General features: G+C 43.7%; 14 protein-coding genes. All 14 read right to left on the bottom strand.

Annotation, left to right across the window (positions count from 1 at the left end; translation table 11 throughout):
- Positions 1 to 63: 63 nt before the first annotated feature.
- Entirely contained in the window at positions 64 to 426 is a 363-nt protein-coding gene (locus G593_RS0114385) for a carboxymuconolactone decarboxylase family protein (RefSeq protein WP_029732147.1), read from the bottom strand.
- Between the two features lie 38 nt (positions 427 to 464).
- Positions 465 to 887 (bottom strand): cupin domain-containing protein, encoded by a 423-nt coding sequence (locus G593_RS0114380; protein ID WP_005340178.1) that lies wholly within the window; start codon positions 885 to 887, stop codon positions 465 to 467.
- A 273-nt stretch (positions 888 to 1,160) separates the two neighbouring features.
- Positions 1,161 to 1,544: a DUF6262 family protein gene (locus tag G593_RS0114375; protein WP_029732146.1), complete on the bottom strand. Its 384-nt coding sequence runs from the start codon at positions 1,542 to 1,544 to the stop codon at positions 1,161 to 1,163.
- The gene (locus G593_RS0114370; RefSeq protein WP_029732145.1) at positions 1,510 to 3,027 is read right to left on the bottom strand and encodes a tyrosine-type recombinase/integrase; all 1,518 of its coding nucleotides are present in this window, start codon (positions 3,025 to 3,027) and stop codon (positions 1,510 to 1,512) included. The genes G593_RS0114375 and G593_RS0114370 overlap by 35 nt, the downstream gene beginning before the upstream one ends.
- Complete coding sequence (locus G593_RS21785; RefSeq protein WP_442852376.1) at positions 3,011 to 8,119, bottom strand: tyrosine-type recombinase/integrase; 5,109 nt, start codon at positions 8,117 to 8,119, stop codon at positions 3,011 to 3,013. Before G593_RS21785 ends, G593_RS0114370 begins: the two co-directional genes overlap by 17 nt.
- Positions 8,120 to 8,166: 47 nt before the next feature.
- Positions 8,167 to 8,373, bottom strand: coding sequence for a hypothetical protein (locus G593_RS0114360; protein ID WP_006857236.1), 207 nt, complete (start codon positions 8,371 to 8,373; stop codon positions 8,167 to 8,169).
- Between the two features lie 14 nt (positions 8,374 to 8,387).
- Positions 8,388 to 9,083: a hypothetical protein gene (locus G593_RS0114355; protein ID WP_029732143.1), complete on the bottom strand. Its 696-nt coding sequence runs from the start codon at positions 9,081 to 9,083 to the stop codon at positions 8,388 to 8,390.
- A 1-nt stretch (position 9,084) separates the two neighbouring features.
- The gene (locus tag G593_RS0114350) at positions 9,085 to 9,687 is read right to left on the bottom strand and encodes a hypothetical protein (RefSeq protein ID WP_029732142.1); all 603 of its coding nucleotides are present in this window, start codon (positions 9,685 to 9,687) and stop codon (positions 9,085 to 9,087) included.
- Entirely contained in the window at positions 9,680 to 9,826 is a 147-nt protein-coding gene (locus tag G593_RS19725) for a hypothetical protein (RefSeq protein ID WP_226840188.1), read from the bottom strand. Before G593_RS19725 ends, G593_RS0114350 begins: the two co-directional genes overlap by 8 nt.
- Positions 9,816 to 10,088 (bottom strand): hypothetical protein, encoded by a 273-nt coding sequence (locus G593_RS0114340; RefSeq protein ID WP_029732141.1) that lies wholly within the window; start codon positions 10,086 to 10,088, stop codon positions 9,816 to 9,818. Before G593_RS0114340 ends, G593_RS19725 begins: the two co-directional genes overlap by 11 nt.
- Positions 10,089 to 10,098: 10 nt before the next feature.
- Positions 10,099 to 10,401, bottom strand: a complete 303-nt coding sequence (locus G593_RS0114335; protein WP_029732140.1) for a hypothetical protein — start codon at positions 10,399 to 10,401, stop codon at positions 10,099 to 10,101.
- A gap of 145 nt (positions 10,402 to 10,546) precedes the next feature.
- Positions 10,547 to 14,689: a SpaA isopeptide-forming pilin-related protein gene (locus tag G593_RS0114325; RefSeq protein WP_029732139.1), complete on the bottom strand. Its 4,143-nt coding sequence runs from the start codon at positions 14,687 to 14,689 to the stop codon at positions 10,547 to 10,549.
- 189 nt (positions 14,690 to 14,878) lie between these two features.
- Positions 14,879 to 15,814 (bottom strand): ParB/RepB/Spo0J family partition protein, encoded by a 936-nt coding sequence (locus tag G593_RS0114320; protein ID WP_029732138.1) that lies wholly within the window; start codon positions 15,812 to 15,814, stop codon positions 14,879 to 14,881.
- Positions 15,768 to 16,595, bottom strand: coding sequence for a ParA family protein (locus tag G593_RS0114315; protein WP_029732137.1), 828 nt, complete (start codon positions 16,593 to 16,595; stop codon positions 15,768 to 15,770). The genes G593_RS0114320 and G593_RS0114315 overlap by 47 nt, the downstream gene beginning before the upstream one ends.
- Positions 16,596 to 16,610: the final 15 nt, after the last annotated feature.

Genomic DNA, 16,610 nt, shown 5'->3' with positions numbered 1-16,610 from the left:
TGTGGTGGTCTTATTTTGATACCCAATTTTCAACCTGTATAAAATTTTCAATGTTCTTTCAATTTAGCCTTGACTTTTTATTTGCAGGCTATTTTCTTTTTCTTCAACATCCCATACTTCTTTTGCCAGATTAAATACAGCCCATCCATTTGGCCAGCCTGCATAAAATGCTACATGAGTAATAATCGCAGCAATCTCTTTCTGTGTTACTCCATGATCTTTTGCATTCTTAAGATGGAACTTTAAAGAAGAATCTGTAATTCCCTGTGCCATTAATGCTACAACTGTAATAATACTTCTTGTCTTAAGATCAATATCTTCATTATTCCAGTTTTCTCCAAAAAGAACATCATCGTTAAAATGCGCGAACTCAGGAGCGAATTCTCCAAGAGCATTTCTTCCTGCTGTCTGAACAATTTTTGCCATTATTCTCATCCTCTACTTTCTTCAATTAATAAATTCTTTTATTTTAATTTGTTATACTCTTCTTCCGGTAAAAACTCTAACCACTCATTTGAAGCACCCTCTGCTGGAACTTCAACAGCAATATGCTGGAACCAACTATCCTTTGCTGCACCATGCCAATGTTTTACTTCTGGTGGAATATTCACAACATCTCCTGCTTTTAACTCACGAGCCGGCTTTCCTTCTTCCTGATACCATCCTCTTCCACCTGTAACTAACAGAATCTGTCCACCCTTATGATGTACGTGGAATGCATTTATAGTCTTTGGTGCAAATGTTACTAATCCTACCGGAACTCTCTCAGTAGTAAGCATATTCAGATAGCATTCACCTGTAAAATATTTTGCAAATGCAACATTTTCTTCTCCAAGTTCAAATACTGCTCCACCGCCAAGATCTTTTTTCATTTTTTCCATATCCATAAGATTTACCTCCTTCATTTCACTATCTATATCCTACAACTTAAAGTAAACTCCAGGTCAATAGTTTTTTCCTATTCACTCTGAATACTGTAGAATTTTTTAACTATATTTATCTTACCCCACATTTATCTTTTATGTCCAATATCTATCTTTTATCTTTTATTATGCCTTTCAAGCATAATTCAGCAATATGTTAAAATTATCACAGCCTATATCACAAGCCAAAACAGGTCTACTTCTTTGCAGACCTGCTTTGGCTTATAGTATAGACTTTTAAAGCTGTTTTATAAGATTCAATTCTTTTCTTGCTAATGCCTTTTTCAATTTCTCATTCTCTTTTTTCAAATTTTCATTCTCATATTTCAGTTTTCGAACCTGTTGTTGCAGTAGTTCCATCTCTCTTTCCATTGCCTGATCAATAATCGTTCTCCTTGGATCTATCATTCCTGCCTGTTGTTCTAATGCACGATCAATTTCACTTCTGACAATCGGATTTTTATAAAAGAATCCTCTGGACAACCCAGTTTTTTTCATCAGTTTTGGAATCGAAACCTTTTCTTTTTCTACTACCATCTCTCTTATGGTATTTACCGCACTTGTTACTTTTTCTTCGCTTTTCTTCTTATTTAATTCTAACATTTTGTCGTATTTGTTCATATTCCTCTCCCCATCCGTCTAAATTTGCTAAAATAACATTTGACATATAATTTCGTGCTTCTCTTGTTTCATCCGCCATACTTTGATTGCTCATCTTACGGTAATACTTGACAGTTTTTACATTTTTATGCCCGATAAGCTTTGATATCGTCCAGTCATCAACATGTAATTCTGTTAATTTCACCCCATAGGTATGTCGGAATAAATGTGATCCAAATCCAAATAATTCTCCCTGATCATCTCGCAAATCATTTTCGTAAATCATACGGATGACCTTTTCCCGTAATGTCTGATAATTTAATGGTTTTTGTGGATTATCTTTATTTGCAAATATGTATATGCTTTCTTTATAATTCTGCTCTGCATAGACAATTGCTTTTTTTATTAACTGAGCAACTTCTGCACTGACAGGCTTCTCAAATCTTCTGCTTTTAGGCTGATAAATAATCACCATATCCTGATTATCCCTTCTATAAAGGCAGTCTTTCTTCATAGTTAATGTATCTGATATTCGGTTTCCTAATAATTGATGTATAATCAACGCTCTGGCTATTTGTTCTTCCAGCTTTACAATATGTGCATTTAATCTTTTCAATTCGCTATCAGAATAATATTTAAATTCCCCCCGCCGTTCCGGTGGAAAATCTGATTTTATAAATAATCTTCCTAATTGCTCCCATCCATATATCTTTCCAACTGTCTCCAGCACATCCCTTAATTTGATTAAATCATCCCTTTTTCCGTTTCCGCTTTCCACTTCTATTTTCAAATAAATCAAAAATTTTTCTATGATATTTCTATCAATTTCTTCGCAGGAATCCACTTGAGGATATTTCTCTTTTAGATACTTTGAAAACTTATTCATTACTGATACTTCTCGCGTAACAGTCGCAATTGCTTCATATTGTAAATGATAGTAAATTGCCTTCTTCATTTCTTCCCGAATGTCTGGCTGTTCAATTTTTCTAAAATTGATTGTTTTATGATTTACAATCGGATTAGACCTGATTATAATCGGAAGCCTCTCCAAATACCAAATATCTTTTGTCAGTTCATTTGTTTCCGACAAATCAACTGTAAATTGTATAATATTTTCAAAATATCTTATTAAAGCTACTTTTTCCACAGATTCATTCTGATATACTCTTTTTTTCGCTTTGGTTAATGCTCTGCCTTTCTGTAACATCCATGCTTTTAACTGTTTAATCCAAACATTCTCGTCTCTTTCCATCAGGCTCTTTACCTGATTTGATGGCTTTTGCAGGAACTCGCATAAACTATTAAAATAATTTCGTTCTGTCTTAATTGTTAAAATAGATACTTTTGTTCCCCTATATCGGATGTACTTTTCAAATTCTTTTCTCAATGTTTCCTCTGGAAGTTTTCCTAAATCAAAATATTGTTCTTGATTTAATTTTCTCTTCTGTTCATCTGTAGCACGCTTATAACAATCTAATTGTGAATATTCAACTCTTTCGTTCATCCTTCTCTCCTTTCTGCACATAGGACAGTAAGCTATTCTTCTCATCTGAAAAATATTCTACATTCCTTCTTGCTATTTTTTTTGGCATATAATCAATATACTGCATTGTCATTTCTTCATAATTATGCCCCAGATAATCCCGGATTCCCTGTCGTGACACTCCATGATCATAAAGATTGGTTGCTACCGTATGTCGATAATCATGCGACTTAAACAGGTATTCACGATTTTGTATGTCGCACGCTGCACAATACTTTTTCATTTGTTCATTAAAGGTAGCTTTTGAAAACGCTCCACCCTTTCGATTCTGAAAAATATAATCTTCTTTTGCGATTCTATTCTTATTAAGGTATACCTGCATAAGATCATATAACGCTTCAGGTATTGGAACTCTTTTATAATTCTTCATTTTGACCTGATATATTTTCATCCAATAATCACCATTTTGATGATAGTATGCATCTCCTTTCAGCGTACACACTTCGCTGATTCTCAGACCAATACACCATAAATGTAAAAACATCATTCTCAGATGTTCTGGAAAATTAGATAATTTTTGGATAATCTCCATATATACATCTTCTTCTACGCATCTGTCATGATGTACCAGCATCTGTTTTTCCCAATAGTATTCTGCACGAAATGGTACTTTATCTACATATCCTCTTACCTCAAGAAATTTGAAAAAGTATTGTATACTCGTTACTTGAGTATTAAAAGTTTTCGCCTCATTAGCATCTTCCTGCCGCTTTTTTAAATATTGGTCAATTCTTTCTGCGTCACAGGTAGTTACTTTCTGTTGCTCATCGCTTATCTCTTTTAAAAAATTACGAATGATCCGGAATTTTTCATAGACAGTACTTATTGCCATCTCACCAATTCCTATTTCATACTTCATATATTCCTGAAGTAGTTTTCGATTTTCCGGATGTAGCACTTCTCTAAATGATATTCTTTCCACCGGATCACTCGGATTTAATCTTTCTTTCGGAATTTTAAACTTTTCCAAATACCATATCGTTGCATCCCAGCGAATTTCTTTTGTTTGTAAAAATGTGATCCTACAGGCAAGGCCAACAATACTCCACAGCCTATTTCTTCTCTGTTCATTTTCAATTTTCCGTTCCAGAAATATCTGGAAATCCCATACCATATTACTGCGATTTTTGACCCGCTCCACTGACAGAACAATCTTTTGATCCGAATGATAAGGAATAAATAAAATAGTATTCTTATACGTCCACTGACATTCCAGCCTTCCCATCGGAGTTTCGATCCGTTTTCGAATATACTCTTGTTTGACTTTATCAAATATTCTTAGATATCTTGAAACACTTTTTTCTTTTATCAGTTCAGACATATAAACTTCATATCTTTTTCTTAAGATATAATCCATCTCAGAAATATGTTCAATTCCTTCATCTGCCAGAAATTCTACCAACATTCTATATGTGACATCCATAACATTAAGTTCCATTATTTCAGTCACTTCGTTCCGTAGCTGCTGTATTCGCCTGTTTCGTTCATTGACCCTTATCTCCCCAAACGGCACATTGCCGATGACTACATCAAAATGGTCGTCTGGGAGATTCGTTTTCTCAAAGCCCTCAATGGCAATGTTCGCTTTTTGGTAGAGCTGCTTTGCAATCCTGCCTGTAAGAGAGTCGATTTCCACGCCGTGGAGCTTGCTGTTTTGCATACTTTCGGGAAGCAGACCAAAGAAATTGCCTGTCCCGCAGGACGGCTCCAAGATATTTCCCTGTGAAAAGCCCAGGCGGTCAAGTGCTTCATACATCACCTTGATAACAACAGGCGGCGTATAAAAAGCGGTCAGCGTTGACTCCATAGCGGCACGGTATTCCTCTGGGGATAGGCTGGCATATAGCTCCTTAAATTCCTCCGCCCACGCTGCATTGTGTTCATCAAATGCCATAGAAAGACCGCCCCAACCGACATACCGAGATAGGACTTCCTGTTCTTCAGGTGTGGCAAGGCGGTTTTCGATTTCAAGCTCGTGCAGCAGGTTGATTGCCGCCATATTGTTACGGAATTTTTCTTTTGCCCCGCCGACACCGATGGCGTCATCAATAATACGGAAATTATGACGGTCTGCGGCAGGAGCTTCCGTTTTTTCTTTGGGCGGTAATTCGGTTTTTTCCTGTTCCAATAGCTTTTGGATATAGCCGATTTTCTCCACTCGGTTTATCGGAAAGCCCACATTGTTCTGGAATGTGATGTCACGCAGGGACACATCGCCGCTGATTTTGCCAATGTTCTCAATGAGATATTTACGGTTATCTATGATGATTTCCCTGCCTATGAGGTCGTCTGCGGATTGCTCCATTTCAATGGCAGGAGCTTCTGAGCCATTCATTATATCGGCATACGCCTGTGGTTTTTCTTCGGCTTCCTCGGCTGTCCTGTACCAATCACTTTCGGTAGCCATAATCTCATCAAGGAGCTTCTCGTCCTCTTGGGTCAGCTCGGTGTGCTGTTCCAAGAATGGGATAAACTCATCTCTGCCACGGAGCAGGCTTTCTCGGTCATCTCCATATAGCTGTTCGCCCTTTGGCGATAAGGCATAATCGTAAAAATTCTTAATGTGGGCAATTAAATCGCCCTCACCATCGCCAATATCAAACCGCCCTTCATAGTTAAATTCCTCGCCGCCGATAACAGCCTTGATAACAAAATCGGTCTTGTGATACCACCCGATATTTTTATCGCCCTCACGCTCACGGTGCTGTTTCTCGTCCAAAATACCAAGCAGCTTATTCCCCAGAGCAAAGCACAAATCTGTATAGCGGTCATTAAGCTGTCTGTCATAAAAGGCAGGGTGTTCGGAAAAACCGATAGAAAATTGTATTCCGTCCTGCTTTTTCTCGGACGGTGTTTCTGTCCTCTGTTTCTCGGTTACGACCACTTTCAGATGGTCATTTGCAGGATTTTCCGTTAGCTTTTCTTCAAAGTCGGCTCGGCTGTATTCCTGCCCCAAGATAGGGAACTCGGCATTTTGCAGATAAACCTTTTCCTCGGTAAGTGTTGCAATCTCATATTTATCCGCACCGATATACACCACATCGCCCTCATTGTAGAGGTAGCAAAGTGGGTGCAGCTCCCTTAATTCCTCGGTAAACTTCCACCCATTACTGCGGCTGAAAACTGAGGTCGTTTTCCATTGTACCTGTGCAAGAAAGTCTATGAGCTGTTGAACGGTTGAGGGGTCGGATAAGTGCTGTTCCATTTGCTCGGCGGTAACATCTGCAAGGTCGCTTCGTTCCACAACAGATAACAGGTCTTTTTCGTACCTGTCCAAGTCACGGATAAAGTCAGATAGCCGCAAAGCAAGGGTATCCCGTTTGTCGGCAGGCGGCAGGTCACGGTGGGCGTCGATAAAACGCTGCCTTGCTATTTCCCTCTGGGTGTCAATCTCATATTGAGGTGCTGACACGCTCTCCAGATAATCGGCATAATGGTCTTTTTCTTTCGGATTGAGATAGCGGTTATCCTTAATCAGCTCACGCAGACGCTTTTCAACCTGTGACCATTTCAACACAAGGTCGTGATTGGTATAAGTGCCGTTTCGGTCAATGGCAAGACCTTTGCTGTCATACCAAGAATGACCGCTGAAACCATCGGGGAAGATGTGCGTACCGCCGCCCGTTCCATACTCATTTTTAAGGAACTCAATATTTTTCTGTCTGTCCACGCCCTTTTGGAATTGGCGGTAGATGCGGTATTTTCCGTCCGCAACACCGCTGCCTTTCTGAAGTACGGAGTCAATATCTTCTTTGGAAATAGCAAAAGCAGAGGCTTTTTCGTCCTCTGCTTTTGCTATCATTTCGATTTGTTCATCTACGGTTGGAAGATTGACCCTAACCTCATCCTCTTTGGCAACGCTTACTTGTAAATCAGTTCGGTCAGTATCACTTCCTCCGCTTGGCTGCGGATGTTGTTCATCAGTCCGACCCACTGCATCGGTGCTTTCTCTTTCAGTTCCTCTGTCACGCCCTGCTCGGCTGAGAGCTGCTTCGTCAGAAGCTCCAACCTCTGGAGTGCTGTCTGCTCTACCTCGTGCAGATGCCCGTTCAGCCTGCCCGATGTCAGCAGATTGAGATAGGTCACTCGCTTGTGCTTCTCCAGATAATCCCTGTGCATCAAAGCGTACCTGCCAAGCGGAAGCTCTGGCTCTGTCGGTAATGTTAGGTCGGGAATAAGATAATCCCCCTGTCTGCTGTAAGTGATTTCGCTCATTGTATTCGCTCCTTTCGGGTTGTTGTCTGTCTTTATCATACTGAGCCTGCGTTCTTTGTGCAAAGGTGCGATTCTGGTCTTTTTCCGCTATTTGCACATTTCGGATAGACTGTGAGATTTCCCGTAACGCCATTTCCGCAATATCGCTCGTGGCAATGCCGATGGCGTTTATCGTTGCAGGGGTATTGAAATTTACAATATCCGCAAAATCATCTCGGTCAAAAAACTCATTCGTATCCAGACCGCAGCGGCTGATCAGCATAAAAGCAACGCTGTTTGCTGCCAGCCGCCTGTAAATGACTTCTATATTAAAGTCGTCCAGCTCTTCCAAAAAGCTGTCTTTCGTGCAGTCCTTTAACTGAGAAAAATAGTCTTGCAGATTGTCCTCCACGGCGTTCTTTGCCGTTTCCATTAAGGTAGAAGCAAGGTCAGTGCTTTCCACATCTCCAAACCTGTCCGAGAGTCTTTCCATAACAGCCTGCTCGTATCGCTCATCCATCTGCCATATCGGAACAGGGCGGCTGCCATAATAGCCCTCGTGGGTGTCGGACACATCAAAATAGTATTTCAGCGTATTTCTGCGACCTTTCGGGTCAAATACGGCAATACCCTTGCTGTCCTTATTGACCCAACGCTTGAACTGCCTGTTCCAAGTTTCGAGCTTCGCAACGGCGACAGCATCGGGGCGTTGGGCGTATATTAAAAGCTGTTCGTCAAAACGGCATTTATAGTTGCGGCAGGCAGAGGACAGAAAGCCCTGCCACGCCTGCGGATTTTTTGCAACCGCAACGCCTGTACGCCGATACAGTTCTGTGATTAGCTGATACTTCGCAGCCATTCAACCTACACCTCCTTATCGTTTCTGTTTTAAATATTTCTGTTTACTCACTCCGCACCACCGCCAAGAAAAGAAATGACCTTGTTCGATTTAATGCTCTTTTGCAGGTCATTGATGAGGGTAATATCCGCAACCGTGATGCCCTGCATAGAAAGAATATCGTCCATAGTCATAGCGGCAATTGCTTTTTCATCGGTAAAGCCTGCTTCCAAGACCTTATTCAAGACCTTGACGGCTTTCTGATTAACAGCCATATTCTAAATCCTCCTTATCGTTCTAAATCCTTGTGCTTCGGTGTTTTCTGCGGCGTTTGTTCCGCAGGTTTCGGCTCATAGGTCGCCCCGTTTTTCTGCATACGCTCAGCAAACTCGCAGATGTGGTAAAGATTGCTACCGACTTCGGTATGGTATTCATCAATGAAGCGGCAGGGATACTCCCGTTTCTCTCCCCAAGAGGTCGTGACAATGACCTTTCCGCCGTCTGGGATACGGAACAGTTCTTTATATTGAGGGTCAATAAAGCGGATACCTTGTTCCGCTTTCTGGATATGCTTATCAAGCCATTCCTTCACATAACAATAGCAGTAAAAATTATAGTCGCCTTTGGTGAGATTGCATCGAAGCAGAAAAGCGTGTTTCTCCGTATCCACACGGAAACCGTACTCAGTACAATAGTTGCCCTTAATAGCACTTTCGGGAAAATGCCTTGCAAACGCACTCATATCATAGCGGTTGTGCAAAAGCCCTTTATCCTCCCGTAAAGCATTGATGACCGTATCAAGGTCTGCCTTAAATTCGTCAGATTTCCATTGGGGTCTGGTATCAAACCAAGTGGTGTAAAAGCCATAGCCCGTCGTGGCAAAGTCACCACGCAGATGCCCGATAGTACCTGTCTGCCCCTCAAGCTGCATACTCTGGGCATAGGTGTATTTCTGTTCTGTCGGGGTCAAAGGTCGTATATCCATATCAGCGTTCCTCCCGATTTCGTTGCTTTTTCTCTTTTTCCTGCTGTTTTATTTTCACAAGGGCTTCCTTTGCCCAATCGGGCATACATTTGGGTTTAATCTCGCCAAGCACATCATACCTTTCCCATCTGGCTCTTTCGCCTGTGGCAAGACAAGTTCCGAACACCGCCTGACCTCTGCCGCCTGTTGCTCCGTGTCCGCCGTCTGCCAATATAAGCTGATAGGCAGGGTGCTGATATTCATACCGCTTCGGCTCGGAATTGATGACTACCACTTTACCCACGATATTACGCATACCGTCATCAGGGATACAATGCTCTTCTGTAAGCACGGTCTTATCAAATGGGAACTTGAATAATTCTTCTTTTGTGCGGTCAATCTGTGACTGCACTCGGTCAACAAAAATCTGCATTGCTTCCAGATAATCGTCCGAAGCAACCCCCTCTGTCGGCCACGCTGCTGACAGAGGGTTGTTGTAGTCGCAATAGCAGACCATAAAGGGATGCGGGTCTTTTGTATCAACACCGAACACGACCTCTTTATCTCCGATATAGATGCTCTGGGTAATCTCGTAATTACCGAGCATTCTTTTTTCTTTACTCATTCGGCTGCTCCTTTCTTTCCTTTTTCTCTTTCTGCTCGTCTAAAATCTTGCGGATACAGACATCGCAGAAAATAACTGACCCGTCCTTATATCGGGGATAAGGACAGGTCGTGCAGTCATATTTTATTTTATCGCTCACGGTCATCACCGTTTTTCTGCTTCTGGGCAGGCTGATTATAGGGCATACGGCACTCTGACTGGTATCGTTCATTCAGCTTTTGCCGTGCAGCATCAAGCTCATTCGTGTAATAACCCCAGAAATAATTTGAGCCGCCCTTGCAGTACCAACACACATAAGGGTTGGGTGCGTTGGGATTGTGACCGATGACAAGCTCTGTACTCCCGATAGTACAGCTCTCAATGATTTCATAGTTCTGATTGGAGCGTTTTTCTTCGTCCATAAGCACCTCTCTATTCTTTGGCATAACGCCGATAGGCTTTTTCGCCCGTGGCTCTCATTTTTTGAACAGGGCGGCTCCCTGCAAGCTCTGGATACTGTGCCTGCAGCTTGCGGCGTGTCCTGCTGACGCTCTCAAAGCTCGGCAGACCAAGATATTTGTGCTGCGTCATTATCTCTGCAAGCGGCATTGCCCCTGCATCCTTCAGACAGGCATTACAAAGTGCAAGATACAGCACCATATCGTCATTTCTGGCATCTTCATTCTTTTCCAGAACAGCTCTGACTTTCTTTTCAATGGTTTTAAGGTTTCTCATTGTTACCTCCATAAAAGAAAGGGCGGCATCTTTCAGCCGCCCAAACCACTTACTTATTCTTTCTGTTACGGATATTCAGCCATACCGCCGCACCCACAATGAACACGACAAGCACGATTGCGATAATGGTTTTAGCGTCCATCAATTAGTCCTCCTTTTTCTTCTTTCTGTTCTTATAGCCGACAAATCCGAGAACGCCCGCACCGACAACAGACAGAGCTGCAAGGCTTACCCATAAGCCCAGATTGAAGTCATCGCCTGTTTTCGGGGTATCCCTGAATTCATTGTGCATCTGCACGATAGCCGTAGCGTCCGCCTTGACCGTTGCCTGTTTATCGGCAGGCAGGATATATCCTGCGGAAGCCTTGTCGCTTACTTCGGATACGGTATAGTCGCCAATCCGCAAGCCCTCAATCACGATTTCTCCGTTCTTATCTGTCTTAAAGGTCTGGTCATAGTCCACGCCTGTCACACGGAAAGAGAAGCCCTCCACCTTACCGTCAGAGGAAGTCTTTACGATTTTAAGAGAGCCTTTCTGTGCTGCATTGATAAAGCCCACACCCGCCTTATTTTCCACAGTGTAGGTCTTGCCGTTCTCCTCAACGGATACGGCATAAACATTTTCATCAAGCACAAAGCCTGTCGGAGCTTTGGTTTCCTTTACCAGATATTTGCCGTAGCGGAGTTCACTCATCTGGTAAACGCCGCCGTCAAGTTCTTTCATTTCGCCAAGCAGCGTATCGTCCTTATCCAGTTTCCCATCGCCGTTTATATCGGAGTAAACCTCAAATACCGCACCCGACAGCTTGTTGTCGGGATAATCCTTATCAACCTTTGTCAAAGCGATATTGCCCTTAATGAAGTAGTTGACAAGTTCGATTTCCACAACTTCTTCCACCTTGCCGATAGTCACGGCGATTTCTTCCTCGGAGAGTACATATCCCTTCGGGCTTTCGATTTCACGGATTATCCAAGTTCCATACGGCACTTTGGCAAAAGAAAAACTACCATCATCTTTTGATGTGGTAGCTGCAATCGCATTTTCCTTTGTAAACTCGGTAGTTCCTGTCTTGAAGATACCGATAACTGCACCGCCCAGAGCCTTTCCGTCCTCATCAGATTTCTTACCGCTTACAGAGCCGTAAATAATGTCATTTGTGATAGCTTCGCCCTCGTTGGCTGTGATGTGGACGGTTGTGGTATCCTGTCCTGCATATTCAAAAATAACAGGGTATTTTGCATCGCTGACAATATATGCTGAATTGGTCGAGATTTCCTGCACATAATAGCTGCCCATCGGCAGGTCGCTGATTGCTTTCCCGTGACCGCTTTCATCAAGGGAAATGACCTCAATCAGACCGTCCGCAGGAATGGTCTTTCCGTCTGCGGCTGTGAGTTCCTTTGCGGCATACAAGCCAAAAGTCACATCAAAGATTTCCCCGTTCTTGCCAATGCCGTAGGCTTCATCAATGGCAAGGCTCTTGATAAGGTCGATTTCAACACGCTGTCTTTCATTATAGAAAGAAGTGTCCGTTTCCGTTACATCAACATTCTGTCCTGCATACACAAGCTCAACAGAATGGACTTCCTCATTCAGCACCATTCCATACGGAGCTGTGATTTCCTTAACCTCATATCTTCCGAGATACAGTTCTTTGGATTTTGCTGTACCGTCCTTTCCTGTAGTAACGGTATCCACAACCTCGCCCTTGTTTGCTCTGACCGTTCCGTCCAAAGTGACAATATCCTCGGCTGCGGTAATCTCATAGACTGCACCCTCAAGACCGCTGACAGAGAAAATCGGCTGATACAATCCCTTATCGCCTGCCACGGAGCTGAATACCTCACCAGACTTTTCTACGGTAATTGTACCTTTCTGTGCCATATTGGAGCGTACTACCTCAATAACGGTAATGCCGCTTTCTTCCTCGGAGTTTTCCTGTACCACATCAAAATAAACAGGCTCGGAATTTAAGACATATCCATACGGGGCTTGCACTTCCACAATGGAATAGCCTTTGCCGTATTCCAGCGTCTGCGGTGTGATAAGGTCGCCGTCTGCCGTAGTATAGAAGGTGTCAATGGTCGTCACTTCGGGATAAGTGAAAGTCATAGTCACAAGGTTTCCATTCGGGTCGTAAATCTGGAAGCCTGCACCTGCATACGGGATTGTATTGCCTGTTTCCGCATCTTTCTTTACAATTTTGATATAGCTCTCAAAGTTAGCGTTGTTGATAAGGTAGCGGTAAGTCTGACCGTCCTTGCTGATAAACACATCAAAGTCTTTCATCAACTCACGCCCCTCCCAACCAGAGGTCTGACGGACGGTATAAATGCCATACGGCATATCCTTTGTCTGGGCAAAGCCATTCTCGTCACAGGTCAGCACATCACGCTCGGTTTCCTTTGCATTTTCATAGCTGCCTGCGGATTTGAGGAACACTTCAAATACCGCACCTTCTTCGGGTGTTTCAATCTGGGTTTCCCCGTTATCCGTATGCTTGATGATTGCGATATTGCCTTTGATGACCTGTTCATTCACAGCGTTTGAGGTACTGTTCAGCTCTACCGTGTAAAGCTCTGGTTCTGCACCTACCTTGTGGATTGCGGTATCCAGAAGATACCCCTCGGACGGACTGATTTCTCGGACAGTCCAATCATTGTCACAGATATAATACTTGGTCGTAAACTGACCGTTTTCATCAGTCGTATAGGTGTCAATCAGTTCCTCACCCTTATAAATGCCGTAAACCGCACCTGCAAGGGAAGCATCGCCCTGTGGAGAACCTGTTTCTGCATCGGTCTTTGTCACAGTCACTTGGAATTTCTTCAATACATTCTCGAAGCTGCGTTTTGTGACCTTGTTCCATTCAATCGGAGCTGTCTGAGAAGCGGGAACGACATAGCGGACTGCGGTATCCACTTCCTCAACTACATACGGGGTATCGCCGCTGATAAGGACATTTTCAAACTTAGCCAGACCGTTTTTATCAGTCACGGCATACTCGTCAACAGGCAAGTCGCTTAAAGATGTGCCGTAAAGGTGGAATTTCATTCCCTCCACCAGATTGTCCTCGGAAGTCTTGACGATTTCCAGACTGCCACGCTTCAAAGTGTTGCTGAAGGTCACAGTAGAGGTTTTTCCTCCAATAAGGGTGACGGTCTGGGTTTTCTGCGGCTCATAACGGTCAATGGACTGTTCTGTGACCGTATATGTGCCAGGGAATAATCCCTCCACGGAGACAGACCCGTCCTTTCCTGTCTTAACTGTTTTGTTGAAGTTATCGCCTTTGATTGTAAAAGAGATGCCCTCCACAACTCCGTCCTCCGAAGTCTTTTTGAGGGCAATCGTGCCTGTCGGCGTTTCGATATTGATATATGAAAACACGGTATCAGCATTCTCCACACCTGTTACCAAGTCCTGCAAGTTCGGGTCGCCATAGGCAATGAGCTTTGCACTGCTGCTGACCATCGGCACATTGTTCCTCTTTGCCGTAATGCGTACAGAACCGCTGATAGCTACGGTGGAGCTGATTGTCAGCTTATTTCCAGACTTCGATACACTCACATTGCTGTCAGAGCTTGAAAAGCTGTAATCAGAAAGGACGCCGTTGCTGTCTGTCAATGTGATGCTGTACTTTCCGTCCTTGTATGCAAGCTCCTTTGTGATGTCATTCTTAGCACCCGACATAAAGCTCGGAATGGTGTTATGCTCACGCAGCATCGCAACAATCTGGTCATACACTGCCCTTGCTCCGCTGTTGGCATAATTTGAACCGAAGTGCAGGCTGTAAACTGTAGTGCTTGTCTGGTTATATGAGCCTGTGGCTTCACGGCAGCCTGTGACAAACTCCCATACGAGGGTCTGCGTGGCAAGCCATTTTTCATCATCACTTCCCGACAGATTATTTCGGTTGCCCTGATACCCATAGAGCAGGGCAAGCCCAACTGCCTTTTTCTGGTTTGCTGAAAGGGCGTTCCAAGTATCAGAGGAAGCCTTTTTCAAGGTGTTTCCTGTTTTCAGCGGTACTCCCGGCTGAATACAAAACGCATTCTCGCCGTCCACAAACATACGGTACTTGTAATTTCCTGTTCCGCCTGCGGTATAACCGCCGATATTCGCACTGGAATTGTACCTCATCGCATTACCGTTGCTGTCATAGGTGTGGGAAAAGGAAATCGTACCGATGTCACCCGCAGCAAACGCCGTCGCAGGCATTATGGATAATGCCGTGACCGCAGCCATTACAAAAGCCGCAGCCTTTTTGAATAATTTAGGGATTTTCATAGTTACCTCCTGTAATTTGGATTGAATATTTTGCCTTACTGACCGAAAAAAGCTGCCCGATATGGACAGCTTAAAGTATTTCTTTTCTCGGATAGTTACTGGCAGTAATTAGGGGGTGAGGTGTGGAGAGGGGGAAACCAAAATAATGGCTAACCACTCAAATGGGCAGACCTCGCCCTCGGTGTGTGGCTATCTCTCGTGAGCCTTATTCCGCTGCAAGTGTCGGTTATAAAACTCTAACGCCTTGACAACAAAATCCGTTTCCTGCCCTCTGGGAACAGTCTTGGGAATGAGCTTGGTTATCCTCTCGTCACGGAAAGCGGGTTTTTCCTTCTGGTTGGGCTTTTCTTCCTCCATAATGGACTGGATAACCTCGGAAGTGAGCTTGCCGTCTTGGTTAAACTTCTTCATTTTGATAGCCTGTGCCAATGACGGGGTAGCATCGTTGTACTCCATTGCTTCAAGCAAGGTGTATTGCTGTTCCTCGGTCAGATAGGAAATTTCAACCGCAGGACGGAAAGCAATCTGCCGTTCATCTACCATTTGCAGGATTTCGGGAACAAGCTCTGTTAAACGGATATACCTCTGGATTTGATTGCGGCTTTCTCCAACCTTTTCTGCAAGTTCAGCATCACTCCTCAACTTTGTCCCCATTGGGGACGAAGTTAAATCACTTCTTTCACCTTGTCGTTTCATAGCTTCCAACCGCATTTTATAAGCAAAGGCTTTTTCGCTTGGTAAAATAACAGAGCGTTGGAGATTACTTTCCACCATAACAATAATGGCTTCGTCACGGGTAAGCTCTTTAACCTCGCATTTCAGCGTTTCAAGCCCCGCAAGTTCACAAGCCTTTTTCCGCCTGTGACCACTGATAAGCTCATACCGTCCGTCCTCTTTTAAGCGAACTGTCGCAGGGGTCATTACACCGTTTCGCTTGATACTCTCAACAAGCTGTTCCATATCCTCGTCCATTAAAACCTTGAACGGGTGGTCTGGAAACTCGTCAATCTCCGATATGGGAATATCCCTTATCTTAGAGAGCTTTGCTTCCTCACGGCTTTCGTCCGTCTGAAAAAGGTCATCGTATGCGGTCAGCTCGATTTTGGTTTCTCTGCTTCTCGCCAATCTCTGCCACCTCCTTTCCTAACTGCTCATAGGCTGCGGCAACCTTGCCGCTTCTGTCGTAGGCAAAAATACTTTTGCCCTCTGCGGTAGCTTCCACCGCACGGATAGAATGTGGTATCTCGGTATCAAACACCTTGATTTTCTGACCGTATGCACTTTTGACCGTTGCCGTAATTTCCTTAGAAATGTTGGTACGGGGCATTACCATAGTCATTAAGATACCGTCTATCCGCAGCTTGGGGTTGATTTGCCGCTTGACCATTGATACGGAGCGAAGCAAAAGCTCCAGACCTTTAGCCGAGAGATAGTGGGGCTGTGTCGGGATAATTACACTGTCAGCCGCCGCCAGAGCATTGATGGTTATCATACCTAAACTCGGCATACAATCAATAAGCACATAGTCGTAATTCTTTTTAACCTCATTGACATAGGTTTTCAGCACACGCTCACGGCTCATTGCATTGATTAGCCTTACCTCAAAGCCCGACATCTCAATGTTTGACGAAAGCAGGTCAACGCCCTCGCTATGGTGAATAATACCCTGTGAAACATCAAGCGTTTTATCGTCTATGATGTTCTGCATCACAGTAGAAAGCGTTATGGGAATATCGTCTGGTCTGTTGTAGCCCAAAGCCATCGTGAGATTTGCCTGTGCATCGGCATCAATCAGCAGGACTTTTTTACCCTGTTGCACCAGATTTACACCCAGATTGACCGCTGTGGTTGTTTTTCCGACACCGCCTTTCTGGTTAGTCAGAGCAATCACTTTGCAATTTGACATAGATGCGTCCTCCTT

The sequence above is a fragment of the Dorea sp. AGR2135 genome (genome assembly GCF_000420885.1).
GTDB classification, from domain to species: domain Bacteria; phylum Bacillota; class Clostridia; order Lachnospirales; family Lachnospiraceae; genus Dorea; species Dorea formicigenerans.
This window is presented reverse-complemented; position numbering and strand designations above follow the sequence as displayed.

Bases quoted from the DNA above. Each gene is read 5' to 3' on its own strand.
- G593_RS0114385 (WP_029732147.1), bottom strand. From the start codon at position 426: ATGGCAAAAATTGTTCAGACAGCAGGAAGAAATGCTCTTGGAGAATTC.
- G593_RS0114380 (WP_005340178.1), bottom strand. From the start codon at position 887: ATGGATATGGAAAAAATGAAAAAAGATCTTGGCGGTGGAGCAGTATTT.
- G593_RS0114375 (WP_029732146.1), bottom strand. From the start codon at position 1,544: ATGAACAAATACGACAAAATGTTAGAATTAAATAAGAAGAAAAGCGAA.
- G593_RS0114370 (WP_029732145.1), bottom strand. From the start codon at position 3,027: ATGAACGAAAGAGTTGAATATTCACAATTAGATTGTTATAAGCGTGCT.
- G593_RS21785 (WP_442852376.1), bottom strand. From the start codon at position 8,119: ATGGCTGCGAAGTATCAGCTAATCACAGAACTGTATCGGCGTACAGGC.
- G593_RS0114360 (WP_006857236.1), bottom strand. From the start codon at position 8,373: ATGGCTGTTAATCAGAAAGCCGTCAAGGTCTTGAATAAGGTCTTGGAA.
- G593_RS0114355 (WP_029732143.1), bottom strand. From the start codon at position 9,083: ATGGATATACGACCTTTGACCCCGACAGAACAGAAATACACCTATGCC.
- G593_RS0114350 (WP_029732142.1), bottom strand. From the start codon at position 9,687: ATGAGTAAAGAAAAAAGAATGCTCGGTAATTACGAGATTACCCAGAGC.
- G593_RS0114340 (WP_029732141.1), bottom strand. From the start codon at position 10,088: ATGGACGAAGAAAAACGCTCCAATCAGAACTATGAAATCATTGAGAGC.
- G593_RS0114335 (WP_029732140.1), bottom strand. From the start codon at position 10,401: ATGAGAAACCTTAAAACCATTGAAAAGAAAGTCAGAGCTGTTCTGGAA.
- G593_RS0114325 (WP_029732139.1), bottom strand. From the start codon at position 14,689: ATGAAAATCCCTAAATTATTCAAAAAGGCTGCGGCTTTTGTAATGGCT.
- G593_RS0114315 (WP_029732137.1), bottom strand. From the start codon at position 16,595: ATGTCAAATTGCAAAGTGATTGCTCTGACTAACCAGAAAGGCGGTGTC.